A 25037-nucleotide genomic window follows, 5' to 3' on the forward strand; every position below is an offset into this window, starting at 1 on the left:
GGTTCGGCACACCCGGCTGCCGCCGCCCCGGGATCCGCTGAAGGAACGCCCCGTGCGCCGACGGCGCATCCGCCGGCCACTCCAGGCGATGGCGGTGCTGCTGGCGGCCGCCGTGGGCACCTACGTGATCGCCGGCCTCCCACTCCCTTGCTCGTCCCCGGGTCGCGGCACCCTCGCTGATCGGCGAGACGATGAACGAAGCCCGATCGAGCGCGCAGGCGGTCGGCGTACGCGTCCAGCCCGTCCGGCACCGGGAGTGCCCTCACCCGGGCACGCCCGTCGGCCGAGTGTGTGAGCAGACCCCCTCGCCCGGCAGCGAGGTGCCGCGTCACACCATCCTGCGGGTCACTCTGTCGCGGAGCGGGTGAGGCAGTCCGCTTCGATGCCGCCGCGTCGGACTCTTCGCCGGCTCCGCGATCCACGGACTCGTGCGGTTCCCCCTGGGGCGGCTGCTGTCCCGGGTCGAGCCCCGTCAAGCGGTCGCTGACCGTGCTGTCGGACATGGGCCTCGCTTCCCGAAGGGCTTGAGGAGTGAAGTCCCCGGCCGGACAGGCCGATGCCCGGGAATCGCGGTGGTCTCCGTGGTCCCGTTGCGCGCTTCATCGAACCGGTTCGCAGGAACCTAGCAGCGAGGAAAGCTCTCAGCAACACACTCCGACGCGAGCGGAGACCGCGGATCAGCGGGGTGACAGGAGTGCTTCGGAGAAGTTTCGCCGCAGGCGTTGACAGCCCTCTGGGTCGTTTCTATCTTCACTCACCGAACCGGTTCGATGACCGGCGACCGACTTTTCCACCGCAGTACCCACTCCAGTACCCACGCGACCGGACGTCCGCTTTCCACGGGGGGAGCGGATCGGTTCGAGCAAGGAGTCGCCGTGAACATCGGTGAGATCGCCCGGCGAGCCGGTGTCTCGCGCTCCACCGTCTCGTACGCGCTGAGCGGCAAACGCCCGGTGTCGGACGACACGCGCCGGAAGATCCAGGAGGTCATCGACGAGCTGGGCTACCGCCCGAACGCCAGCGCGCGGGCCCTCGCCAACGGCCGGACCAGCACGATCGGCCTGGTCTTCCCGCCGGCGGGCAACCATTACACGGGCATGCAACTGGACTTCATCGGCAGCGTGGTGGAGGCCGCCGCGGCATACGACTACGACGTGCTGCTGTCGCCCAGCGGCGTGGACAGTGACCGGTCCTTTCAGCGGTTGCTGGCGGAGCGGCGCGTCGACGGGGCGATCCTGATGGAGATCAGGCTGGAGGACGACCGGGTGGATCACCTGGCCGCCCTGGACTTCCCCGCCGTCGCCATCGGCCGTACCGCCCGTCCGGAACGCGGCTGGTGGGTCGGCCTGGACCACACCGCGCTGGCGGCGGCGTGCGCGCACCACCTGGCGGACCTCGGCCACCGCAGGGTCGCGTTCGTCAACCGGCCCGAGCAGTTGCTGCGGGCCGGGTACGAGTCCGCGCACCGGGGGCTGGAGGGCTTCACCAAGGCCGCGGCCGAGCGCGGGCTGACGGTGCGGACCTACTGCTGCGGGGACGACGCCGCCTCCGGCCAGGCATGTCTGGAGCGGATCCTGCACGACGACCCGGCCACCACCGGCCTGGTCACACTGAACGAGGCCGCGCTCGGCGGTCTCTACCGGGGGCTCGCCCGGGCGGGCCGCCATGTGCCGCGCGACTTCTCCGTCACCGGAGTCGTGGCCGGCCGCTGGGCGGAGACGGTGACCCCGCAGCTCACCGCGGCCGACGTACCGGCGGAGGAGATGGGCCGGCGCGCCGTCGAACTGCTGGTGGAGCGGCTCGGCCGTCCCGGCGCTCCGCCCCGGCACCATCTCCTGGCGCCGCCGATCTCCCTGCGGGCGAGTACCGGGCCCGCGCACGCCACGCCCACCACGGGCGACGGTCCCGCCCGCGCCCTCTGACCCCTCCTCACACACCGCCCCCCCACCCGACGCCGAACCGCTCGGCGGTGCCGTTCTCCGTGCCCGTCTGTCCTCACCACCCGTGCCCTCGGCACCCGCATGTCCGGAACAGAACAAGGGAACCTCAATGAACCGCTTCTCAAGACACCGCCGTCTGACCGCCGCAGCCCTGACCGTCCTGACCGTGGCCGCCGGTGCCACCGGCTGCTCCTCCGGCTCGGGCAGCGGCGGCACCAAGAGCGCGGGCAGCGGCACGTACACCGTCTGGGACCCCTACCCGCAGTTCGACAGGAGCTCGGCCTGGGCGCACCTGCTGGACGTCTGCGGCCAGGGTGCCGGCGTGAAGATCAAGCGGACGGCGTTCGACACGAGCGACCTGGCGAACAAGGCGCTGCTCGCGGCGCAGCAGGGCAACTCCCCGGACGTGATGATCGTCGACAATCCCGTGGTGCCGACCCTGTCGGAGGCCGGTGCGCTCACCACGAACGACGACATCGAACTGGACACCTCGAAGGTGGATCCCAACCTGCTCGCGGCCGGCCAGTCCGGCGGCAAGACCTACGGCACGCCCATCGGCGCCAACACCCTCGCCCTCTACTACAACAAGAAGGTCCTCAAGGCCGCCGGCGTCGACGTCTCCTCGGTCAAGGACTGGACGTCGCTGACGGCGGCGCTGGCGAAGGTCAAGGCGGCGGGCAAGAAGGGCATCACCTTCGCGGCGATCGGCACGGAGGAGGGCAGCTTCCAGTTCCTGCCCTGGTTCTGGGGCTCGGGTGCGAAGCTGACCCAGCTCGACTCGCCCCAGGGCGTCTCGGCGTTGTCGCTGTGGACGGACTGGCTGAAGCAGGGGTACGCCCCCAACTCGGTCATCAACAACACCCAGACCACCAGCTGGCAGGAGTTCGCCGGCGGCGACTACGCCTTCGCCGAGAACGGCACCTGGCAGCTCGCGAACGCCCGCAAGAGCGGCCTCGACTACGGCGTGCTGACCATTCCCGGCGCGAACGGAGGCAACGCCTCGGCCCCGACCGGCGGCGAGTTCGTGACCGTCCCGGTCCAGAAGGACACCGGCCGCTACGCCACCTCCCAGAAGCTGGTGTCCTGTCTGACCAGCGACCAGAACCTGAACGTCACCGACAAGACACTGTCGTACGTGGCCCCCACCGGTGCCGTCCAGGACAAGCAGGTGGCGGCGAACGCCGAGCTGAAGCCGTGGGTGGACGCGGTCAAGGCGGCCAAGGGCCGCACCAGTGACGGCCTGGGCACCAAGTACCCCAAGATCTCCGAGCAGATGTGGAAGGCCGTCCAGTCCGCCCTCAGCGGGTCCAAGTCGCCCAAGGACGCGCTGTCCGCGGCCCAGTCCGCCGTCAAGTAGCCGGAGCACAAGGGTCGTCCATGAACCACACGACACAGACGCCGGCCCACCGGTCCGTGCGCGTCCGGAACGGGGCGGGCACCGCCGCCCCGCCCCCGGCTCACCGGGGGAAGCGCCGCCGGCCCCCCTCCACGCGGTGGTCCGCCTGGGCCTTCCTCACCCCGGTGATCCTCTACCTCGCCCTCTTCTACGCCTATCCGTTGTACCGCAACGTCGACCTGAGCCTGCGCAACTACACCGTGCGCTCCTTCGTCCAGGGCGACGCGCCGTTCACGGGCCTGGCGAACTACCGCACCGTCTTCGCCGACCCGGCCTTCGCCCCGGCCCTGCTCCACACCGCGGTGTTCACCGCCGTGTGCCTGGTCTTCCAGTACGCCATCGGGCTGGCCCTCGCCGTCTTCTTCAACCAGAACTTCCGGCTGTCCGTCACCTTGCGGGCGCTGTTCCTGGTGCCCTGGCTGCTGCCGCTGATCGTGTCGGCGTCCACCTGGTCGTGGATGCTCAACAGCGACTCCGGCATCGTCAACGCCGCCCTGCACGTCATCGGCGTCGGGCCGGTGAACTGGCTGACCTCACCCTCCTGGTCGCTGGTCTCCGTGATCATCGCGAACATCTGGATCGGCATCCCGTTCAACCTGGTCGTGCTCTACAGCGGCCTGCAGTCCATCCCGGCCGGCCTCTACGAGGCCGCGGCGCTCGACGGGGCGGGTGCGTGGCGCCGGTTCTGGAGCATCACCTTCCCGCTGCTGCGCCCGGTGTCCGCGATCACCCTGCTGCTGGGGCTGGTGTACACGCTCAAGGTCTTCGACATCATCTGGATCATGACCAAGGGCGGCCCGGCGGACTCGTCCACCACCTTCGCCACCTGGTCCTACCAGCTCGGGTTCGGCAGCCTGCTGCCCGCCTTCGGCCCCGGAGCCGCCGTCGGCAACCTGCTCGTCGTCGCCGCCCTGCTCTTCGGCCTGGTGTACCTGAGAGTCCAGCGAAAGCAGGCACGGTCATGACCCGTCCGCCCTTGGTCCTGAACCGTCGCCGCGCGGGGGTGAAGACGACCGCGGGTGTCCTTCTCACCGCGGTCATGCTGTTCCCGGTCTACTGGATGATCAACGTGTCCCTCACCCGCGACCAGGACATGCGCAAGAGCCCGCCGGACCTGCTGCCGGTGCACGGCACCCTGGCCGGCTACCGCACCGTCCTCGGCGAACAACTGCCCTACCTCGGCACCAGCCTCGTCATCGGGCTGGGCACCGTCGCGCTCACCGTCGTCCTGGCCGCCCCCGCCGGGTACGCGCTGGCCAAGCTGCGCCCGCGTGGCGCCGGCATCCTCAGCTTCGTCCTGCTGGCCGCCCAGATGATCCCCGGCATCATCATGGCGATGGGCTTCTACGCCGTCTACCTCCAGCTCGGCCTGCTCCAGTCCGTCCCCGGCCTGATCGTCGCCGACTCCACCCTGGCCGTCCCGTTCGCGGTCCTGATCTTCACGGCGTTCATGTCCGGCATCCCCGGCGAACTGCTCCAGGCCGCCACGATGGACGGTGCCGGAACCTGGCGCACCTTCCGGTCGATCGTGCTGCCGATGAGCCGCAACGCCGTCGTCACGGTGTCGCTGTTCGCGTTCCTGTGGTCCTGGTCCGACTTCGTCTTCGCCAGCACCCTGGTCAACGGTGGCGCCCACGAGCCGATCACCCTCGGCATCTACCACTACATCGGCAACAACAACCAGGAGTGGAACGCCATCATGGCCACCGCCGTCGTGGCCTCGCTGCCGGCCGCGGTGATCCTCGTCCTCGCCCAGCGTTACGTCGCCGCCGGCGTCTCCGCCGGAGCCGTCAAGGACTGATCACCACGCGACCACCGTCGGTCACCCCTGCTGAAGAAACGAGTCACGCCACATGACCGCCGCCCGATCCGGCCCGGCCTTCTCCGTCCACGACATCCCGTTCAGCACGCACGGCTCCTGGTTCGGCATCTCTCCCGTGCTCGCGGAGAAGACCCGGGCCGAGGACCTCCACCTCGTCTCGCACCAGAACGGCATGCACGCGATCCTGCGCTTCACGCCCCTCGACACGACGACGGGCGAGCGCGCGGAAACCCGCGCCGAGGCGACGCCGGGCCTGCTCAGCTGGACCGGTGAGCGAGGGCGCGTAGCCCTGGCCTTCGCCTCACCGGACACCGTCCGCCTGCGCGGCGAGGGACTCGGCCTGCGCATCGACGCGGCGGCGGACGCCCTGACCCCCTTCACGGGCACGTACTTCTACCGCGACCCGGTGGCCGAAGCGTACGTGTTCACCTCGTACGAGACCGGTCGCCGTTACCGGGTCACCGTGCTGTCGGGTTCCGTCGCCGAGGTGTCCGGCAGTCAGGCCCTCGGTGCCGGTGCGCGAGGCCTCACCGTCACCGCGGCCCCTGGCGGAGTCTGGGAAGCGGCCGTCGAGGAACTGGACAGCGCACGCCTGCCCTACACGTCCTCGGAGACGTTCGACGCCGTCGTGGCGGCCGTGGAGCACGCCTTCGCCGCGTTCGTCGACGCGGTGGCCCCCTGGCGCTCGTCCGCCACGCCGGCGGCCGAACTCGCCGCCTACGTCGTGTGGTCGGCGACGGTCCGCCCGGCGGGCCTGGTCACCCGGCCCGCGGTGCTGATGTCCAAGCACTGGATGGACAAGGTCTGGAGCTGGGACCACTGCTTCAACGCCCTCGCCCTGGCACCCGGAGCCCCCGCCCTGGCACGGGACCAGTTCTCCCTGCCCTTCGACCACCAGGACGAGACCGGCGCTCTCCCCGACTCGGTGACGCACTCCGAGGTCCTGTACAACTTCGTCAAGCCGCCCATCCACGGCTGGACCCTGTCCCACCTGCGCAGACGGCTTCCCGAGCCCCTCAGCCGGGCCGAACTGGCCGAGATCTACGGCAGGCTGGCACGGTGGACGGAGTTCTGGCTGACCGCCCGCCGCGCGCCTGGCGGCGCCCTGCCCCACTACCAGCACGGCAACGACAGCGGCTGGGACAACGCCACGACCTTCGACCCCGAGCGCGTGGTCGCCACCGCCGACCTGGCCGCCTTCCTCATACTCCAGCTCCGCGAACTCGCCCGGCTGGCCACCGAACTGGACCTGCCCGACGAGTCCCGGCGCTGGACCCGTACCGCAGAGGCGACCCAGGCCGCGATGCTCGACGAGCTGTGGACGGGAGAGCGGTTCGTGGCCCGCGGCGTCGACAGCGCTGCGACCTGGGACAGCTCCAGCCTGCTGGACCTGATGCCGATGGCCCTGGGCGAGCACCTGCCCGAGCACATCGGCACCGCCCTGGCCGCCCGGATCGAGACCCACCTGACCCCGTACGGACTGGCCACCGAACACCCCGCCTCACCCCACTACCTCTCCGACGGCTACTGGCGCGGCCCGATCTGGGCCCCCGCCACCGTCCTCGTCGAGGACGGCCTGCGCCGCGCCGGCCACCACCGCCTCGCCGACGAGATCAGCGCCCGCTTCCGCGCCCTGTGCGAAACCCACGGCTTCGCCGAGAACTTCGACGCCCTCACCGGAACGGGCCTGCGCGACCGCGCCTACACCTGGACCGCGAGCAGCTACCTCCTCCTCGCCGAGGCACATGCCCACCGGGGCAGCCGCTGACCGGCCGCCTTACGCGAGTTCCGGGGCCGTTCAGTCCCCGGTCCGTCCCCCACCCTTTAGGAGTCGCACCATGAAGTCGCTCTCCGCACCGCCCGGACCCGCACGCCGCACCCGACGCCGAGCCGTCTCGTCCGCGGCCGTCCTCCTGGCCACCCTGGCCGCGACCCTGGTGCCCGCCGCTTCGTCACAGGCCGCCGACACCACCGTCGCCGTCGACTTCTCCGCCGCCGGGGGCGCCCCCGCCTACCACGCCTCGGGCACCCTCTACGGGATGACCGAGGACGGCTCGCTGCCCCAGGACCACTTCTACAAGGACATCAAGTGGAAGCTGGAGCGGGCCGGCGGCGCCCAGCTGGACAGCCCGGGCGGCTGGGTCGCCGGCAAGTACGACCGCCGGTGGAACGCCACCCTGGCCCAGTACAAGCGCACCAAGGCGCTCGGCGGCACCTTCGTCATCCTGCCGCACGACCTCTGGGGCGCCGACGGCACGACCAAGCCCACCTTCCCCGGTGACAACGGCGACTGGTCCAGCTTCGACGCCTTCTACAACCGCCTTCTCAGCGACGTGAAGGCCGCGGGCATGACCGACATCGAGTGGGACATCTGGAACGAGCCCGACTGCCCCGGCTTCTGGGGTTCCGGCATGCCCCAGTACCTGGAGATGTGGAAGCGCGCCTACCAGAAGATCCGGGCCGCCATACCCGGCGCGGTCGTCGTCGGCGCGAGCACCTGCGGCCACCCCACGGTGGACAACGGCTGGTGGACCACGTACCTCGACTACGTGAAGGCGAACAACGTCGCGCCGGACATCTACAGCTGGCACGACCTCCCCGGAGACCCGGTCGCCCACAGCAACTCCCTCAAGTCCCTTCTCTCGGCACGGTCGATGACGACGAGCCGCCCCTTCCAGATCAACGAGTACGCCGCCAGCGACGAGCAGAACCCCGGCCGCGGCGGCTGGTACATCTCCCGTCTGGAGCGCGCCGGAGCGGACGGCCTGCGCGCCAACTGGGCGTGGGGCGCAGGCCTGCACGACTTCGAGGCGAACCTGCTCACCAAGACCGGCAGTCAGTACCTGCCGAAGGGCGAGTGGTTCCTGTACCGGTACTACGGCTCTCAGACCGGAAACATCGTGAACCTCACGCCCGGTACGAACACCGACGGGCTGGCGACGAAGGACAACTCCGCGCGGAACGCGAAGATCCTGCTGGGCAGCAACGGCAACACCGGCAACGTCACCGTCGACCTCAACCGCCTCGACACCACGTCGGTGGTGGAGAACAGCCGGGTGCGCGCGATCGTCCAGCGCATACCGAACAACGGCGGCGGGGCGGTGACGGGTCCGGTGACGGTCTCGGACCAGACCCTGACCGTGAGCGGGAACTCCGCTTCGGTGACCGTGCCGTGGACGGACGCCGCCGACGGCTACACGGTCACGCTGCTGCCGCCGTCGAACACGACCGTCTCCACCGTCGCGGTGGCCGAGCACAGTGGTCAGTGCCTGGACGACACCAACCTCTCCGCCGCCGACGGCACGCAGTACCAGCAGTACTACTGCGAGGGCGGCTACCAGCAGATGCTGGACTTCAAGCCGGTCGCCGGACGGGCGAACACCTACACGATCGTGGATGAGCACAGCGGCAAGTGCCTGGACGTCTCGGGTGCCTCCACCGCCGAGGGTGCGGCTGTCATCCAGTGGACCTGTAGCGGCACCACGAACCAGATGTTCACCCTGAACCCGGTGACCGCGCTCGGCAACAGCAAGGACTACCAGCTGGTCGCGGTGCACAGCGGCAAGTGCGTCGACGTCAGCGGGGTCTCGACCGCACCCGGCGCGGCGATCCACCAGTGGACCTGCGACCCGGCGAGCGCGCTGAACAACAAGAGGAACCAGATCTGGCGCCTCCAGGGCATGCGCTGACCCGTCCCCGGGCGGGGGCTCCCCGCGTGAAAGGGAGACCCGCCCGGGCCGACCGGTGACATGGCGGACGGCCTTCGGCCCGCTGCCGGCGGGGCAGCCCCGTGCCGGGCCGACCGATGAACCGTCCGCCGTGCCACAGCCCCGGAACCCCTCCTCCCCGCTCACGCAGGAGCCGCACCATGAAATCGCCCTGGACACCTCCCAGGCCCGCCACCCGCACCGGACGCCGAGCCGCCTCGGCGGTCGCCGTCCTCCTGGCCGCGCTGGCCACGACCCTGGTGCCCGCCGGCCCGTCGCAGGCCGCGGACAGCAGCGTCACCGTCGACTTCGCCACCGCCGGGGGCGCCCCGGCCCACCGCGCCTCGGGCACCCTGTACGGGATGACCCCCGACGGCTCGCTGCCGCAGGACCACTTCTACAAGGACATCAAGTGGAAGTTCGAGCGGGCCGGCGGCGCCCAGCTCAACAGCGGCGGCTACGGCACCAGCCTCGCCGCCTACCAGACCCGCTGGAACGCCACCCTCGCCCAGTACAAGCGCACCAAGGCGCTCGGCGGCACCTTCATCCTCCTCCCGCACGACCTGTGGGGCTCCGACAGCACCACCACCCAGCCCTTCCCCGGTGACAACGGCGACTGGACCCGGTTCGACGACTTCGTCCACCAGCTCTTCGCCGACGTCAAGGCCAACAACATGACGGTCCAGTGGGACCTCTGGAACGAGCCCAACGGCCAGGGGTTCTGGCCGCGGCCGGAGAGCCAGTACCTCCAGATGTGGTCCCGCTTCCACGCCGCCGTCCGCGCCGACTTCCCCGGCCAGCTCATCGTCGGCCCCAGCTACTCCCAGAACCCCGAGAACAACACCTGGTGGCAGGCGTTCCTGCCCTACGTCAAGGCCAACAACGCCGTCCCCGACATCTGGAGCTGGCACGCCGAGGACGGTGACCCCGTCGCCGACGCGCGCGCCATGGACAGCCTGCTCGCCACCTACGGCCTCACCAACCACCGGCCGTACCAGATCAACGAATACGCCAGGCGCGCCCAGCAGAGCCCCGGCGGCGGCGCCTGGTACATCAGCCGCCTGGAGCGGGCCGGCGCCGACGGCCTGCGCGGCAACTGGGGGTCGGGCACCGCACTGCACGACTACGAGGCCAACCTGCTCACCAAGAACAGCGCCGGCCAGTACCTGCCGCGCGGCGAGTGGTTCATGTACCGCTACTACGGCTCCCAGACGGGCAACGTCGTCAAACTCGTCCCCGGCACCGGCACCGACGGCTTCGCCACCAAGGACAACACCGCCAGGAACGCCAAGATCCTCATAGGCAGCAACGGCAACACCGGTAACGTCACGGTCACCCTCAACCGGCTCGACACCACCTCGGTGGTAGAGAACGGCCGGGTCCGCGCCGTCATCCAGCGCGTCCCCAACAGCAACGGCGTCGCCGGACCCACCACCGTCTCCGACACCGACCTGACCGTCAGCGACAACGCCGCCTCGGTGACCCTTCCCTACACCAACGCCACGGACGGCTACACCATCACCCTCCTCCCGCCGACCGACACAACCATCTCCACGGTCGCCCTCAGCGAGAACAGCTTCCAGTGCCTGGACGACACCAACCTCAGCACCGCCAACGGCACCCAGTACCAGCAGTACTACTGCGAGGGCGGCTACCAGCAGATGCTCGACCTCAAGCCGGTCGCCGGACGCACCGACACCTACACCGTCGTCAACGAGCTCAGCGGCAAGTGCCTTGATGTCTCCGGCGCTTCCACCGCCGACGGCGCCGCCGTCATCCAGTACACCTGCAACGGTGCCACCAACCAGATGTTCGCCCTCAAGCCCGTCACCGCCCCCGGCATCAGCCAGGACTACCAGCTGATCGCGGTTCACAGCGGCAAGTGTGTCGATGTCAGCGGTGTCGCGAAAACGGCCGGAGCCAAGATCCATCAGTGGACCTGCGACCCCGCGAGCGCACTGAGCACCAAGAAGAACCAGATCTGGCGCCTCATGGGCATCGCCTGACCCGTCGCTTGGCACGGGGGCTGCCAGAGGGCAGCCACCCGAGGTCAGGACACGACGGAGTGCTGGGGCACGGTGCCCGCGTCGGCCGGCGTGGAGCGGGTGGTGTACTGCGGTACGGGGGCGTCGTCGCGGCCGGTGTCGCGCACGAGTCCGTACCGTTCGCGGTCGGCGGAGTGCGGGGTCGGGGGAGTGGCGATGCCGTCGGCCGTCTCCTGCCAGGAGGAGGGCAGGACGTCGAGGTTGTAGTCGGCCTGGGTTTCGTTGAGGTGGAGTGTGACGCTGCCGTCGAGGTAGTAGTACTCGTTCTGCCACATCTGCTGGGCTCCCGGCGGCAGGGTGATCAGCCCCTGCTGCCTGTCGCCCATCCAGGGGCCGCCGGCGGTCGCGCCCGGCCGGTGGTCGTCCATGCGGTGGCCGCCGCCCGAGGCCACGTGGAACAGCCTTCCTCGGAGTCCGGTCCATGAGGGCATGGTCAGCAGCCCGGGGCGCAGCCCGTACATCACGTCCCAGTGGACGGTGAAGTAGCCCTTCCCGCGCAGTACCACCGTGTCCCCGCGGTGGACGAGCTGGTAGCCGTCCAGGTGCCTCTTGAGCCCCGTCATCGTCACTGTGGTCTGCGGGCGGTGGGGCAATGCCGCGGGCGGCCGGTCCGGCGGCGGCGCGCTGTCCACGGTGTCGACCACCGACCCGTACCGCGGCCCTGGCAGGGGGCGGGGCGAGGGACGCGAGACGGCCGAGCCCAGCACCGGTGCCGGCCGCGACGGTGCCGCGGACGCGGTGGGCGAGGGCGTGGGTGCCGGGCCGGCAGCCGTCCGGGCGGTGGCCGGACGCGCCGACGGGCTGGACCATGGGGCCGCGTACCCGAGCACGCCACCGCCCACGGCGAGCAGCGCACTCGCCGCCACCACGGCCTTCGCGGTGAGGCTCGTCCCTGCGGTCCCCGCCGTCGCGGAACCCCCGCCGCCTGAAGTGGCCGCGGTGCCGGCATGGCCGGCCGCCGCGGCGTGCGTTCCCGCGGACAGCCACGGGCGCCAGGCCAGCAGTGCCGCCGGCAGGGGCAGGAGGGCCAGGGGCGCCAGTAGCCCTTCCGGGGCCAGCATGCCTTCCTCGTGACGCACGCACCGCGGGCACTGCCGCACATGACGGCCGAGGCGTTTGCGCCACAGGCCGCTGGGGGCCCCGTTCCAGTCCAGGGTCAGCCGGGTCAGTTCCCCGCATGCGGGCCTGGCCGCGAGGGCTCGGACGATGACGCGGGAGGTGTGCAGGCGCTCCTTCATGCGTTGCACCCGTACGGCCGCTTGATGGCTCGTCATGTCCAGAGCGGATGCGAGCTCGGCCCGGGCGAGCCGGCCGGCCGTCTCCAGCCACCACAGTGACAGCAGTTCCCGGTCGTCCTCGTCGAGCCAACGGGTCGCGCGCACGGTCTCCTCGCGCTGCCCGGACAGCCGCAGGTCGAGGATGACGCCCTCGGCGAAGTCGGCGGCCGGGTCGGGCCGGTGCTCAGCCGCGTCGAACGCCGCCCCCGTCGTCTCCCTCCTGCCGCGCCGGCGGATGTGGTCGCGGACCTCGTTCACGGTGATGGTGACCACCCAGGACCGGAACGCCTCCGGGCGCTCCAGCCCCCCGATGCCGCGCAGGATGCGCACCATCGTCTCCTGGACGATGTCGTCGACGTCGTCGCGGTACGGGTGCGCACGCGCCGCGACGCTGTAGACCAGCGGAAGCGTCCGGGAGCTGAGCTCTTCCAGGGCGCCGCGTTCGCCGGCCCGAGCCGCCGCGATCACGTCGGCCGCGGGCTCGGCATGCCTTGGCATCGGGTCTCCCTTCGGCCTGCCGCGGGTACGAGGCCCCGCTCACGTCGACCGGTCAGGTTGCGGGGCCCTCGGGTAACCGCCGTCGGTATCACAGGCACCGTGGCAGCGATGCCATCGTAGGAGACGGGCGCTGACAGCCATGGGCGGGCCGGTGGAATCCGCGGCGGCCGGGGATCAGCGGGAGTGACGCGGGGCCGTACGCCGGCGCGAGCGGCTGCGTACGAAGACGAAGGCCGCGGCGACACCGGCGAGAACGACGCCCGCCAGTCCTGTGACGGTCCTCAGAGCACCGACGTTGCTGCCGGTGTCCGCCATGGTGCCGGTGGAGGAGCCCGGGGGCGTGGCCGCTCGGCCGGTTCCGGCGGGGGACGGCGCCGGTCCGGTCGCGGCGGAGGACGGGTGTGCGGTCGTGGTGGACGTGAGAGCGGTGAGCACGGTGTGGGCGTCACCCCGGCTCACGGAGAAGCGTGCCCCGCCGATGGCGAGACGGGTACCGGAGACTGTTGCGGTCGTCGAACCCACGGTCAACTCGGGGGAGTTCCGGGGAAGAAGGATCTCCGCGCCTTTGATGACCCGTAGCCTGCGCAGGGTCGTGTCGCGTGCCCTGCTGAGGTCCAGGACGGCCGAGGGACCGGTCAGAGCGACCGCGTGAGATGTCCGCAGAGAGGTCCCGGAGACGATCAGACTGCCTTTGGTCACGGTGGTGGCGCCGGTGTAGGCGGCGCTGGTGACGGTGGTGGCCGCGGCTCCGCTCTGCGTCACCGATCCGGCACCGGTCACCGTCGGGAGGGAGGTGGGTGTCCTGGTGTTGCGGAGCACGAGTGAACCGTTGTCGATCACTTTGTCGAGGGCTCCGCCGGTGTGGAGGCTTCCGTCGCCGCCCGCGGTCCCGGAGCCGAGACGGAGGGTCGCGTTCCTGTCGATGGTGGTGGATCCGTCGTAGTACTGCGCTGCTGCGAAGGTCACATCGTTGCCGCTGGTGCCGGCGATGACGACGTCCCCGGCGCCGGGAGCGCTGAGCGTGTCGTGATACATGCCGCCGCCGATGGGCGCGCCCAGGGTCACCGGTCCGTTGTAGTCGAAGGTGAGCCGGGAGCGCTGTCGTCTGGCGTGCAGGTTGATGTAGACCGTCTGCGCCGTGCCGGGCATGAAGATCTGGTGTGTGGTCCCGTCGCCCCACTGGACGTCGGCGCCCTCGATGTTGGTGCCGCGCTTGTTGAGTTTGTGGGCCACGGGCCGCCAGTTCAGTCCCGGGTCGCTCAGCGAGGGCGTCGCCCCGTCGCCGCTGTCACTCCAGCTGTAGACGCCGGTGAGGATCACCTTGCTGCCCGGGCGGGAGTGCACGTTGACGTCGTTGCCGTACTCGTGGCTGTAGAAGTTCTGCCGCTGTACGACAGTGTGGTTGAGCGGGGTGTCGATGATCCATGAACCGCGGTTGACGACGGAGCGGGCGTGGGGCAGGTAGGCGGCACAGGTGGTGCTCGCGAAGTTGGCGCCCGTGCCGTTGTCGAAGACGCCGGAGAACTGGTTGGTGCCGCAGATCTGGAGCGTTCCCCACATGTTCCGGGGCTGGGTGACCAGGCCGGAGCCGCTGATGACGCCCAGGTTGAACAGGCGGGTCAGCGACAGGCGCAGTGTGCCGTCCACCCGGAATTGTCCTGGTTCTGCCGGTAACCGGGCGTGTGGTACGGGAAGGACCCGATCAGGCCGGTCGTACCGCCGGTGCCGTACTGGAGGGTCGCCCCCGCGTCCACGGTGACCGCGGGCTGGTCGGGACTGCCGGCCACGACGTACGGATGGTTGCCGCCCGGGATCCGGACCTTCTGGTGCTGCCGGGAGCGGGGCAGGGTGAAGGTGCTGTCCTTGGCGAGGACCAGCGTGCCGGTGCCGGACACGCGAAGGGTTCCCTCACCGCTGATCACGCCGGTGTACGTGTGGGTTCCCTGCGGGACGCGCACGACCGCGTCGCCGGTCAGGACGACATTACGGTTCGCCAGGACGGCCGAGGTGATGTCGCCGTCTGCGGCGACTGCGCTGCCCGCCGCAACCACCGGTGTGACGGCTCCCGCGACGAGAGCCGACGCCAGGACGAGGTGCCAAGATCGCTTCATCGAGTCAGGGTGCTTCCTGAAGTGCTGGTGATCCTTACGGACCTGAAGACCGGTGGCCGGCCACCGGAATCTCAGAAACCCGGAGAAGTTCTTCAGTTCCTGGAGGAGCTGTGGTGCCCCCGGTCGCGGCGGCGCAGGAAGAGCAGGCCGCCGGCGAAGGCGGTGACGCCCGCGGCGGCCGTCCACCCGACGCTCTCCCCGGAGCCGGTGGCGGCGAGGCCGCCCCCCGCGGTGGGGGAGGCCGATGCGGTGGCCGGCCACCGTGTCGTGTACGCCGCCTACCAGAACGAGAAGCCGGTGCTGGACGGAGGCGTTCAGGTGACCGGCTGGACCCAGCACAGCGGGAACATCTGGAAGGCCACGCTCAACCGCGACGACAAGCTCCGCGCGCTGTACGTCAACGGCAAGCGCGCCCAGATGGCCTCCAAGACGGTCGACTCGGCCGGATGCTACGGGACCTACACCGTGACGGCCGGCCAGGCCCCCTGGGCCTGGGAGTCGGGTTCGCAGTGCGACGGAGCCAAGTACAGCCTCTCCGACCTGCCCGCCGTCGCCTCCCACCAGGACGACGTCGAGATCAAGTCGGCGACGACCTGGACCACGGCCATCGTGGGGGTCCGGCAGATCACCACCAGCCCGGACGGCGCCCACCGCGTGGCCCTGTTCCAGGAGCCGGGTGCGGCCATCGCCCAGGGCCCGCCGAACGGCAGGTTCAACGCCGGCAGCGGCAGCCACACGCTCATGAACGCGTATGAATTCCTGGACCAGCCGGGCGAGTTCTACTTCGACAAGACGAAGCACACGCTGTACTACTACACCTTCCACCGCGTCACCGGCTGGCCTCGCGCAGCCACCCGGCCGGGCCGGGTGGCTGCGCGTGCCGGATGCTCGTCAGCTCCAGGCAGGTGCGGTGAGCCAACTGGTGTCCTGGGCCCACGACGACGACGTGTCCCAGGCGTTGGTACCGCCGTTGCTCGCGATGTAGCCGGTGAAGCGGTAGTGGCGGATGTACCTGGCCGGGTAGTTGAAGGACTGCAGGGAGTAACCCGTGCCGCTGTTTCCCTGCTTGGGGCAGAAGGTGGCGTCGGCGGCGAACTGGCCGGTGCCGGCAGGGGGCTGGAGGTGGAGCTGGAACGCGTAGTGCCTGAGGTAGCGGCCGGGTGTGTCGGCCGACTCGAAGGAGACGCAGCTGCTGTCGGCCAGACCGGCGCGGACGATCCAGGTGGCGTTGCCCTTGTCGGTGGCGGAACTGCTGGAGGTCACCGGCGCGATCACGACCTTGTCGTCGCCGGTGTCGTGCTGCAGGTAGTCGCTGGTGCAGCAGGAGGTGGTGGCCTGCAGCGACACCTTCGCGCCCGGGGTGAAGGGGTTGGTGGTGTGGGTGCTGTAGCCGGCCGCGGCGATGTCGGCCTGGACCGCGGCGTCGGTGGCGTCGGAGGGGTAGCCCTTGACCACGGCGCCCTCGTAGAAGGTGCCCGCGCTCGCGTTGCGGTTGGTCTGGCAGCAGTCGCCGCCGCTGCCGAGGATGATGGCGCCCTGCTTGTGCATCGGGTTGTACCCGGTGGGCAGTGCGCCGCTGTAGAGCTGGGTCAGGCTCCCTGACTGGGCGTTGGCGCCCTTGAGTGCCATGTGGGTGGTGCCGTTGTTCTTGAGCATCGCGGTGACGAAGCGGCTGGTCTGGGAGACCTGGTTGGGGTTCCACGTCGTGCTGCCGCCGGAGAACAGGCCGTTCTCCAGGTCCGCCTGCACCCACGGCCCGGTCCCGCTGCAGCCGCCGAACCAGCATTCCGTGCCGAAGTTGATCGCGTCCATGGCGCCGTTGCCGTCGGCCTTGTGGTCGATCTCGGTGTTGCCGTAGTCGAAGCAGCAGCTGTTGTTGACGTGCGTGCCGCTGGTGACCATGTATGCGCCCTCGGGCGAGCTGCCGGCCGGGACACCCCCGGTGGAGTTGTATGCGAAGTAGCTGTTGCCGGGGTTGATGTACAGCGCGTAGGCCTTCTGGCCGCCCACGCTGAGCGCCTCGGTGGTCGCGGTGGCCGCCGTGTCGGCGCCGCCGGTCCCGCCGGGTCCCTGGTAGACCAGGGTGTTGCCGCCGCCGGTCTGGTCGTAGACACGGGTGATGGTGCAGGTGGTGCCCGCGCAGAACGAGTCCTGGGCCGCTGCGTCGGCGACACCTCCGGCGGACCGTACCCCGATGTTCTGCACCGTGTTGTCCGACGCCCGCTGCACCTGGTAGAGCGGGCCGTTGTAGGAGGCGAACAGCGCCCGGGTGGTGCTGTGCGCGGCCACGCACGGCGTGCCGCCCGCCGCGTAAATGTCGCAGGGTCCCTGCGTGGCGGCCTGCGCAGCGCCGCTGAAGGCGCCAAGGCCGGCGAAGACGAGCGCCACCGCGGCCAGGCAGACAACCACCCCCCGGCGCAGTCGTCGAAGCATGAGCAGCGCAAGCACAACAAACTCCCTTGTTCGTCGATGCGGGGACGGCAAGCCGTGCCCCTCCGGGTTCGCGGTGGACTGATGGCAGGGGCGGGTTGAGAGGAGACCGAGGGCGAGCTGATGCATCCGGGCGAGCGGATCCGCCGGCGTGTCGGGTCACCCGGTCACTGGATCGTCCAGGCCTGGTTGGACGACCAGCCGGTGGCACTGTCGTTGTCGTTGGCTTTGGCCGCCCCCAGGCGGAACTGCTCACAAAGGAGGAGGACGCCGGCTTGCCGTAGGCGAGGTTGAGCTTCGCCGCCAGCCCCCGGTAGGCGGACTCAGGGCCGGAAGCTTTGATCACCGAGTCGCCGGAGGTCCTGTTGTTGGTGAGCGTGACGTTGGATCCGTTGTGGTTCTGGTTGATGAATCCGTCGGTGTGGGACAGAACGTTGCTCGACAGGGTCATGTTGTTCGACCCCTCGTCCAGGTAGATGCCGCTGACCGCGGACGTGCAGGCGGACGGCATGCGTATCACGTCGTGGATGTAGGTGCCGTCGAAGACCGTGCCCGGGTCGTTCGACAGGTGGCAGATACCGGCGGAGTCGCAGAGCCGGTTCATCACGTTGCCGATCCGGTCGTGGCTGACGCTGTTGTCGCCTTCGGCGTTGGCCGCCGACTGCCAGCCCCAGCCGAGCGAGATGCCGGCCGACGGAGCGTCGGAGATGTCGTTGTGGTCGATGGTGGTGCTGTTGACGAAGCCGGCGTTGATGCCCGGGGTGCCCAGGTAGTCCTCGCCGGTCCGGGTGATCAGGTTGTCCTTGACGGTGACGTTCTTGACCACCTCCCGGGCGTCCTCACCGGCCGGGGAGGTGGGCGGGTTGTAGACGGTGTGGAACTCCACCGTCGGGTCGGAGAACTTGTCGACCATGATTCCGTTGCTGGCGATGTCATGGACGAGGTTGCCGGTCACGGTGCTGTCGTGCACGCCGTGGGACAGGTCGAGGGCGGTGGCGCCCATCTGCGTGAAGGTGTCGGCCGAGAGGTTGTAGTTGCCGCCCTGGCCGTTGAGGTAGCCGTTGTCCGTCGCCTCCATCCCGGTGGAGTGCCCGAGTCACTGGTGCCGAAGTGATCGGGGTGGTGAGGGGGTAGGTGCCTCCGCGCAGGTTCACGACGATGTCGTCGGACATGTTCGCGTTGACGGCCCGCACCGCCGCCTTGGCGGCCTGGATGGTCTTGAACGCCGTGGCGGTGCTGGTTCCCGAGTTGCTGTCACTGCCATGGACAGGGTCGACGTAGAAGTTCGTCGTGGCCGCGTAGGCGGGTCTCATCTGCGGTGTGCCTCCCCATCCCTCCTCAGGACGACCGCCTGCCCGCCCGCGGGCGCCATCGCGACGCTCAGCGTGGTCGACGAGGTCACGCTCTGAGTGCTCACGACGACGGGGGTCCGGTACGGGCTGCTGCCCGGTGTCCCGTCGGCGTAGACCGTGGCGGTGTAGGAGCCGCTGCCGAGGAAGGGCAGCGGGATCGAGAGGGTCCGGGCGGTCTCGTTGGTCATCGCCCCCAGGTACCAGGTGGTGCCGCTGCGCCGGGCGACGGCGACGTACTCGCCGATCGAACCGGCGAGGGTCCGGCTCTGGTCCCAGACGGTGGGGATGGCGTCGAACCAGGGCAGCCCGGGCCAGTTGGAGGGCGTGGAGTACTTCGAGGGGGTGTCGTACCAGTACAGGAAGGCCAGAGGCTGGTAGTACACGGCGGCCATCGCCATCTGGTGGGCGTCGGTCGTCCGGTCGCGGGACTGGCCGTAGCAGATGGTGTAGTCCATCGGCCCGCCGATGTTGCGGGTGAAGGGCAGGGTGACGTTGTGGGTGGCGGTCGGGAAGTGCTCGTTGCCCCGCACGCCCTCCAGGCTGATCCAGTGGGGGTAGGTCCGCTCGTAGCCGAACGGCCGTACGTCGTCGTGCGTGTCGATCAGCAGCCTGTACCTGGCCGCTGTCCTGACCCAGGCGATGATCTGGTTCGTCATCGCCTGGGTGCCGTCGTTGACGAAGCCCAGCTTGACGCCCGCGACACCCCAGCTCCGGTAGCGGGCGAACAGGCTGTCCGGGCTGCTCAGGGCGAGGGGGTTGACGTAGAGGATGACGCCGATTCCCTTGCCGGTGGCGTGGGAGATCACCGTGGGCAGGTCGATGGCGGAGATCGGCTGCGTGGCGTCGGTCGAGGTGTGCTCCGGGCCGTACCACCCCGAGTCGTACTCGATGTACTGCAGGCCGCGGGCGACGGCGAAGTCGACGCCCGCCAGCCCGTCCTGGGTGGTCAGACCGCACCGGAAGACCTTGCCCGGCTTGATCCACGACGTGTCGGCGAGGGCGCCGGCCGGGGCCAGGTTGAGTACCAGCTCCGCGTTGTCGACCAGTTCGGCGTGGGTGGAGCCGATCACCACCGCGCGCCAGGGCGTGGCGAACGGCGTCCTGACGGTGGAGGTCGTCTGGACCGTTCCGGAGCCGCGCGCGGTGTGCCGCATCAGGTACGCCGCGAGGGTGTGGGGCTGCCCGGAGACCGAACTGAGCATCATGCGGGGGTAGTTGACGCGAGCCGACTCGCAGACGCAGGCGATGAGCCCGCCGCTGCAGGCCGCGGTGAGGGGGAGGTCGGTCAGGGGGCCGGTGTCCGTGGAGGAGGTTCCGGTGGGCGGGATGGAGCCGGGCGCGACCGGGTGGTACTCGTCCTCGTCCCGCGCGCTGTAGACGAGTGTGCCGTCCGGGAAGACGAACGTCGTCAGTTCGCCGGCGATGGTGGCGGTGCCCGGGTCCAGCAGGACGTAGCGGAACGCGACGCCGGTCGCGTAGGCCCGTATCTGGACACCGAAGTTGACGGAGGTGCGGTTGTCCCGGAGGTTCCAGCGCATCTCCTGGTAGGTGTCCGAGACGGTCGCGTTGCGGCCGTACACCGGGTTCCATGCGCGGTCGGCGTGCCAGTGCTGGTAGTCCGTCAGAACGGCGTCGGTGCCGAGGGTGGTTCCGTCGCTCAGCCGCAGGCCCATGGCCGAACCGGCCACGACGGTCGCGCCCTTGCGCCGGGCCGACCACTGGAGCGAGCCGCCCGTCAGCGACATGGTGATGCCGGTGGTGCCGTCGGGCGATGTCGCGGTGACGGAGGCGTCCGAGGCCTCGGCCGGATATGTGCTGCCGATGCCCAGCGCGGCCGTTGCGGCGGCGACGGCCGCGCCCTTGAGCACCCTGCGGCGGGAGGGTTCCTGAGGCTCTGGCACGTTCACGGTCGGTCCACCTCGCGAGGATAGGGTTTCCAACAAACTCAACCAGCAAGTACCAGATTCTGACGGTCGCAAGGTTTCTACGCCCACCCCGAATCAAAGGTCAACCCGTCGTATCTCTCCTCTCGCATGTCCGAAATCCTGGACAGTCCGGGTGACTTGTGACCTGGGCGAGCCCGGCTGGTGTGCCGCGAGCCGGTCAAGCTTAAACAAATTCGAACGCCGTCCTTGACGTCCCGAACATGTCACGACTCTGATGGGGTCTCCGCGGACATCAAGGGATCGTCAGCCTCGACAGAGAGGGACGCGCATGTTCAAGGGAGTTCCCCGGACGCCCGCCGGCCGATGGCGGCGCAGAGCCGCCGCGTTCCTGACCCTGCTGGGAGCCCTCGCGGCGCTCCTGCTTCCGGCGACCGAGGCGCACGCGGCGGTGGTGTCGTTCACCACGGGCGCCGCACGCACCGACCAGAACGGGAACGCCCTTCAACTGCACGGCCTGGGCATCGTCAAGGTGGGCGGCACCTGGTACGGCTTCGGGGAGGACAAGGCCGGCGAGACGTCGTCGGACACGTCGTTCCAGGACATCCCCTGCTACACCTCGACCGACCTGGCCAGCTGGACCTACCGGGGCGTCGCCCTGGCCAGGCAGGGCAGCGGCGACCTGGGGCCGAGCCGCGTCGTGGAGCGGCCCAAGGTCATCTACAACGCCTCGACCGGCACCTACGTGATGTACATGCACATCGACAGCACCAACTACGCCGAGGCCAAGGTAGGTGTGGCGACCAGCAGCACCCCCTGCGGCCCCTACACCTACCGGGGAAGCTTCCGGCCGCTGGGCAACCTCAGCCGTGACCTCGGCCTGTTCCAGGACACCGACGGCACCGCCTATCTGCTGAGCGAGGACCGCAACAACGGCCTGCGCATCGACAAGCTGTCCGCCGACTACCTGTCCGTGGACAGCGCCGTGGCGGTGCTCGGCAGCGGCGGCAGCAGCGGCAGCGTCGAGGCGCCCGCCATGGTCAAGGCGGGCGGCACCTACTACGTCTTCGGCTCACACCTGACGGGCTGGGGCCTCAACGACAACATCTACGCCACCGCCACGTCACTGGGCGGCCCCTGGTCGTCGTTCCGCGACCTGGCCGCACCCGGCACCCACACCTACGGCAGCCAGACGGCGAACGTCATCACCGTCCAGGGCTCCACCGGCACCGCGTACATCTACGCCGGTGACCGCTGGAACACCTCCGACCTCGGCGCGTCGAAACTGATCTGGCTGCCCCTGACCATCAGGGGAACGACGGTGAACCTCGGTCAGTACCCCACCTGGTCACTCGACACCGCAGCGGGAACCTGGACGGCAGACAGCGGGATCCCCTCCGAGGGTGTCCACACCCTGAAGAACGTCAACAGCTCCATGCCGATGGACGTGTCGAGCGGCTCCACGGCGAACGGCGCCAAGATCATCCAGTGGCCGTCCACCGGCGGTGCCAACCAGCGGTGGACGCTCACGCGGGTGGCGGACAACATCTACACGCTCAAGAGCGTGAAGAGCGGCCTGTGCCTGGACGTGCCGAACCAGTCGACCGCCACCGGCCTGCAACTGGAGCAGTGGACCTGCAACGGCGGGACCAACCAGGAATGGTTCCTCGACCTCGTCGGCAGCTACACCGGCAGCACCTACATGCTCGCCGGCGTGGGCAGCGACCTGGACATCGGTGTCACGAGCGCCTCGACCACCAGCGGGGCGGCCGTGGACCAGGAATCGGGCACCGGCGCGACGAGTCAGCAGTGGAGTCTTTCCTGACGCAGACTCGCACGCGGCCGGCACGAGCGATCCGAAGCCCGCCCACGCCCGCCCGGTGACCGGCGATCACGAGAGGAAACGGCTCGGTGGCCGGACACGTACGGAGGTGTCGGACCGGGCTCAGCGGTTGAACGGCAGGCGCGGTACCGCGTTGCGGGCCAGCGCGTGGGCCTGGTCGGGCCACCAGGCGCCGGCGGGCGGGTCGACGATGCCGTATTCCGGGTCGACCGTGCCGCCGGTGTTGCGGGTGCAGCTGCCGTCGGACTCACCGGGGGTCTTGATCCACAGGTAGGCGTCGACGAGCGGGACGCCGGTGTCGGCGGTCGGGCGTGGGCCGAGACCGCGGCCGGGTGCGTTGCACCAGGTCTCCGGGTCCCCGCTGTACTTGCCCGGCGGCGGGGTCCAGGCCCCCCGGCCGTTGCGGCTGGTGTCGATCACGAAGTGGTGCAGTTCGCCGGCCGGCGGGGTGCCCACGTGCTGGTCGAACCAGGCGTCGGTCCACCGCCAGGTGGTGGGGTCCGCGGGGGAGACGGCGTCGCCGGGGGCGCCGTCGTTGGGGGCGGCGGACGAGTAGTACTGGCTGGCGCACCAGTCGGCGTGGCCGCGTGCCTCCGCCGGGCCCCTGGTGGCGAACCAGACGCACTTGGCGATCCAGGTGCCGTATCTGGCGTTGTGGTCGGTGGGGTGGTTGTTGGACACGTTCAGGGCGAAGCCGTCGCCGTACTGGACCCCGGCGTCCTGCAGCCGCTGGGCGATGTCGCCGACGGCCCGCCACTGTACGTTGCCGGCGTCCAGGTAGACCGCGGTGCGGGGCCGGGCCTTCAGGGTCTTCACGGCGTACGCGAGGTCGGCGATGCGGGCGGCCGTGAGTCGCCGGTCGGGTCGGTGGCGGGCCCGCAGTCCCTGGGAAGGTTGGCCAGGCCGTCGGGTTCGACCACGACCGCCGCTCTGTCGTCGCCGATGCCTGCGGCGAAGGCGTCGATCCACCGGCGGTAGGCGGCGGAGGACGGGGCTCCGCCGCTGGAGTACTGCGAGCAGTCCCGGCCGGGTATGTCGTAGGCGACCAGGACGGGGGTCCGGTCGACGGCCCGGGCCCGGCGGACAAGCCGGTGCACCTTGACGCGCACCTGGTCGGGCGTGCCCTCGGTGAACCATTCGGCCTGCGGCCGGCTCGCGAGTCCTGCCATGTTCGCGGCGTCCTCGATGTCGCCGTTCCCGAAGTCGACGAGGGCCTGCTTCGCGGCCTTGCTGTACGGATCCACGTAGAACTTCGTGGCCGGGGTGATCGGGTCCCGCGCGGGTGCGGCCTGCGCCTGCTCCGAGGTGAGGGCGGCGCAGACGGTGAGCGCCGCGAGGACGGCGGCCGCGCGGCGCCGTAGGCTGCGTGTGTTCATGGCTGCTCCTGGGCGGTGAAGGGATGAGTGAGCGTCTGCCACCGGGGCGGGCTGCCGACCGCCTGTGCGGAAGGCGGTGCGCGGTGGACCCGGCCGGGCTGCGGCGTACGGTGCCCGTGGCCCGGTCGCGGGACAGGGATGTGGCAGGCCACGGGGGCCGGGATCAGTAGCCGTAGATCATCTTGTAGGCGACCTCGGGGAGGAACTGTCCCGCCGAGGAGCCGGCTCCGACGCCGCAGTTGCCGTCGGACTCGCCGGGTGTCTTGATCCACAGGAGCATCTCGGCGCCTCCCCCCGTCTGGCTGGGCGTGCCGATCCGGCGTCCCGAGGGGTTGCACCACTGGCCGTCGGAGCCGTTGCCGTTGCGGCTGGTGTCCACGACGAACGGCTTGGTGTAGCCGTAGCGGGCGCCGAGTTCGCTGTTGACGGCGTTGCCGTAGGCGATGTTCTCGGCCGTGGAGTAGTAGTTGGAGATGTTGAGCGAGAAGCCGTGGGCCTGTCGCAGACCGGCTTCGTGGAGGCGCTGGGCCATGGCCGCCGGGCTCGCCCAGTGCGGGTTGCCGGCGTCGAGGTAGACCCAGGTGTTGGGGGCCTGGCGGTTGAACTGCGTGAGGGCGCCGGTGATCATGCTCTCGCGTTCGTTGATCTGGGCCTGGTTCATGCAGCCGTAGTCCGCCAGGGAGTCCGGTTCCAGGAGGACGACGGCCGGGCGGTCGGCGATACCGCCGGCGAACTGGGCGATCCAGCTCGCGTAGGCGGACGGTGAGGCGGCCCCGCCGGCGGAGTGTCCGCCGCAGTAGTCGCGGTTGTAGATGTTGTACGCGACGAGGAGGGGCAGCTTGTGCTGGGCGGCCGCCCCGCCCGCGTAGGCGCCCGTGGCGGTGCCGATGGTGCCGCTCCAGGAGCCGAACCAGTGGGCCATCGGGGTGTTGGCGATGGAGGAGGCGATCGCCGGCGCCCGGCCGTCGCCGGGGTTGGCGGCGACCCACCGCTTCGCGGTGGAGTCGGGGTCCACGTAGAACCCGTTGGTCATGGTGGTCGGGTCGGCGGCGTGGGCGGACGGTGCGACGGCGAGCACCAGCGGCAGAGCGACGAACGCTGCCATCAGGGCGCGGAGTCTGCGGCGCATGACTGTACCTCGGTTTCCTGGCAGGGACGCGCCGCGTGTTCTCGTCCCGGGCGTGCGACGCGCTGAGGAAGTGCGGTGGTGACGACGTACGGGTGGGAGCGCTCCCATGGGAAGCGCTCCCTGTAGGCGCTGGGAACGTTTGGGGTGTGGCCGGTATCGTGTGGCGCCCTGGTGAAGCTGTCAAGAGCCGCTGCGCAAGCCGCACTTCACAGGACGGGGGCAAAGGAT

15 protein-coding genes and 4 pseudogenes are annotated in these 25037 nt (G+C 70.0%); 10 read left to right on the forward strand and 9 right to left on the reverse strand.

The window, feature by feature from the left end; genetic code table 11:
• The first annotated feature begins 176 nt into the window (after positions 1-176).
• The 8 genes from ABT171_RS17550 (at position 177) to ABT171_RS17585 (ending at position 10871) form a co-directional block, all read left to right on the forward strand.
• The gene (locus ABT171_RS17550) at positions 177-368 is read left to right on the forward strand and encodes a PASTA domain-containing protein (protein ID WP_351244635.1); all 192 of its coding nucleotides are present in this window, start codon (positions 177-179) and stop codon (positions 366-368) included.
• Between the two features lie 507 nt (positions 369-875).
• Complete coding sequence (locus ABT171_RS17555) at positions 876-1922, forward strand: LacI family DNA-binding transcriptional regulator (protein ID WP_351244585.1); 1047 nt, start codon at positions 876-878, stop codon at positions 1920-1922.
• Between the two features lie 127 nt (positions 1923-2049).
• Entirely contained in the window at positions 2050-3297 is a 1248-nt protein-coding gene (locus ABT171_RS17560) for a sugar ABC transporter substrate-binding protein (RefSeq protein WP_351244587.1), read from the forward strand.
• A 20-nt stretch (positions 3298-3317) separates the two neighbouring features.
• Positions 3318-4301, forward strand: a complete 984-nt coding sequence (locus tag ABT171_RS17565; RefSeq protein ID WP_351244589.1) for a carbohydrate ABC transporter permease — start codon at positions 3318-3320, stop codon at positions 4299-4301.
• A complete protein-coding gene (locus tag ABT171_RS17570) occupies positions 4298-5137 on the forward strand; it encodes a carbohydrate ABC transporter permease (protein ID WP_351244591.1) in 840 nt (279 codons plus the stop codon). The genes ABT171_RS17565 and ABT171_RS17570 overlap by 4 nt, the downstream gene beginning before the upstream one ends.
• 52 nt (positions 5138-5189) lie before the next feature.
• A complete protein-coding gene (locus ABT171_RS17575) occupies positions 5190-6926 on the forward strand; it encodes an amylo-alpha-1,6-glucosidase (protein WP_351244593.1) in 1737 nt (578 codons plus the stop codon).
• Positions 6927-6996: 70 nt separating this feature from the next.
• Positions 6997-8847, forward strand: a complete 1851-nt coding sequence (locus ABT171_RS17580) for an RICIN domain-containing protein (RefSeq protein WP_351244595.1) — start codon at positions 6997-6999, stop codon at positions 8845-8847.
• A 179-nt stretch (positions 8848-9026) separates the two neighbouring features.
• Positions 9027-10871: an RICIN domain-containing protein gene (locus ABT171_RS17585; RefSeq protein ID WP_351244597.1), complete on the forward strand. Its 1845-nt coding sequence runs from the start codon at positions 9027-9029 to the stop codon at positions 10869-10871.
• A 44-nt stretch (positions 10872-10915) separates the two neighbouring features.
• Here ABT171_RS17585 and ABT171_RS17590 read toward each other — a convergent pair whose 3' ends face one another.
• From ABT171_RS17590 to ABT171_RS17600, 4 genes and pseudogenes are all read right to left on the reverse strand, one after another.
• Complete coding sequence (locus tag ABT171_RS17590; RefSeq protein ID WP_351244599.1) at positions 10916-12685, reverse strand: sigma-70 family RNA polymerase sigma factor; 1770 nt, start codon at positions 12683-12685, stop codon at positions 10916-10918.
• A 174-nt stretch (positions 12686-12859) separates the two neighbouring features.
• Positions 12860-14332, reverse strand: a complete 1473-nt coding sequence (locus tag ABT171_RS41910) for a hypothetical protein (RefSeq protein ID WP_503075511.1) — start codon at positions 14330-14332, stop codon at positions 12860-12862.
• Positions 14305-14796 (reverse strand): hypothetical protein, encoded by a 492-nt coding sequence (locus tag ABT171_RS41915; RefSeq protein WP_503075512.1) that lies wholly within the window; start codon positions 14794-14796, stop codon positions 14305-14307. The genes ABT171_RS41910 and ABT171_RS41915 overlap by 28 nt, the downstream gene beginning before the upstream one ends.
• Positions 14797-14888: 92 nt before the next feature.
• Positions 14889-15002, reverse strand: a pseudogene (locus ABT171_RS17600) (LPXTG cell wall anchor domain-containing protein); the annotation flags it as partial.
• Positions 15003-15213: 211 nt separating this feature from the next.
• Between ABT171_RS17600 and ABT171_RS17605 the strand changes: the two are divergent.
• A pseudogene (locus ABT171_RS17605) lies at positions 15214-15552 on the forward strand (right-handed parallel beta-helix repeat-containing protein); the annotation flags it as partial.
• A gap of 135 nt (positions 15553-15687) precedes the next feature.
• Here ABT171_RS17605 and ABT171_RS17610 read toward each other — a convergent pair.
• From ABT171_RS17610 to ABT171_RS17620, 3 genes and pseudogenes are all read right to left on the reverse strand, one after another.
• Positions 15688-17229 carry an alpha-L-arabinofuranosidase B gene (locus ABT171_RS17610; protein WP_351244637.1) on the reverse strand — a complete coding sequence of 514 codons (1542 nt, stop codon included), beginning with the start codon at positions 17227-17229 and terminating at the stop codon, positions 15688-15690.
• A gap of 418 nt (positions 17230-17647) precedes the next feature.
• A pseudogene (locus tag ABT171_RS17615) lies at positions 17648-18304 on the reverse strand (right-handed parallel beta-helix repeat-containing protein); the annotation flags it as partial.
• Between the two features lie 231 nt (positions 18305-18535).
• Positions 18536-20485 carry a glycoside hydrolase family 97 protein gene (locus ABT171_RS17620; RefSeq protein WP_351244601.1) on the reverse strand — a complete coding sequence of 650 codons (1950 nt, stop codon included), beginning with the start codon at positions 20483-20485 and terminating at the stop codon, positions 18536-18538.
• Positions 20486-20792: 307 nt separating this feature from the next.
• On the opposite strand from ABT171_RS17620, the gene ABT171_RS17625 reads away from it, so the two are divergent.
• Positions 20793-22286 carry an RICIN domain-containing protein gene (locus ABT171_RS17625; RefSeq protein ID WP_351244603.1) on the forward strand — a complete coding sequence of 498 codons (1494 nt, stop codon included), beginning with the start codon at positions 20793-20795 and terminating at the stop codon, positions 22284-22286.
• A gap of 120 nt (positions 22287-22406) precedes the next feature.
• On the opposite strand, the pseudogene ABT171_RS17630 reads toward ABT171_RS17625, so the two are convergent.
• Positions 22407-23680 (reverse strand): annotated as a pseudogene (locus tag ABT171_RS17630) (glycoside hydrolase family 6 protein).
• Between the two features lie 163 nt (positions 23681-23843).
• Positions 23844-24809: a glycoside hydrolase family 6 protein gene (locus tag ABT171_RS17635; RefSeq protein WP_351244605.1), complete on the reverse strand. Its 966-nt coding sequence runs from the start codon at positions 24807-24809 to the stop codon at positions 23844-23846.
• Positions 24810-25037: the final 228 nt, after the last annotated feature.

Origin of the sequence: Streptomyces sp. NPDC001851 (assembly GCF_040297165.1) — a bacterium.
Classification (GTDB): domain Bacteria; phylum Actinomycetota; class Actinomycetes; order Streptomycetales; family Streptomycetaceae; genus Streptomyces.

What these genes read in the sequence shown, in the direction of transcription:
- ABT171_RS17560 (WP_351244587.1), top strand. Translation starts at nt 2,050, where the DNA reads ATGAACCGCTTCTCAAGACACCGCCGTCTGACCGCCGCAGCCCTGACC.
- ABT171_RS17565 (WP_351244589.1), top strand. Translation starts at nt 3,318, where the DNA reads ATGAACCACACGACACAGACGCCGGCCCACCGGTCCGTGCGCGTCCGG.
- ABT171_RS17570 (WP_351244591.1), top strand. Translation starts at nt 4,298, where the DNA reads ATGACCCGTCCGCCCTTGGTCCTGAACCGTCGCCGCGCGGGGGTGAAG.
- ABT171_RS17575 (WP_351244593.1), top strand. Translation starts at nt 5,190, where the DNA reads ATGACCGCCGCCCGATCCGGCCCGGCCTTCTCCGTCCACGACATCCCG.
- ABT171_RS17580 (WP_351244595.1), top strand. Translation starts at nt 6,997, where the DNA reads ATGAAGTCGCTCTCCGCACCGCCCGGACCCGCACGCCGCACCCGACGC.
- ABT171_RS17585 (WP_351244597.1), top strand. Translation starts at nt 9,027, where the DNA reads ATGAAATCGCCCTGGACACCTCCCAGGCCCGCCACCCGCACCGGACGC.
- ABT171_RS17590 (WP_351244599.1), bottom strand. Translation starts at nt 12,685, where the DNA reads ATGCCAAGGCATGCCGAGCCCGCGGCCGACGTGATCGCGGCGGCTCGG.
- ABT171_RS41915 (WP_503075512.1), bottom strand. Translation starts at nt 14,796, where the DNA reads ATGAAGCGATCTTGGCACCTCGTCCTGGCGTCGGCTCTCGTCGCGGGA.
- ABT171_RS17610 (WP_351244637.1), bottom strand. Translation starts at nt 17,229, where the DNA reads ATGCTTCGACGACTGCGCCGGGGGGTGGTTGTCTGCCTGGCCGCGGTG.
- ABT171_RS17625 (WP_351244603.1), top strand. Translation starts at nt 20,793, where the DNA reads ATGTTCAAGGGAGTTCCCCGGACGCCCGCCGGCCGATGGCGGCGCAGA.
- ABT171_RS17635 (WP_351244605.1), bottom strand. Translation starts at nt 24,809, where the DNA reads ATGCGCCGCAGACTCCGCGCCCTGATGGCAGCGTTCGTCGCTCTGCCG.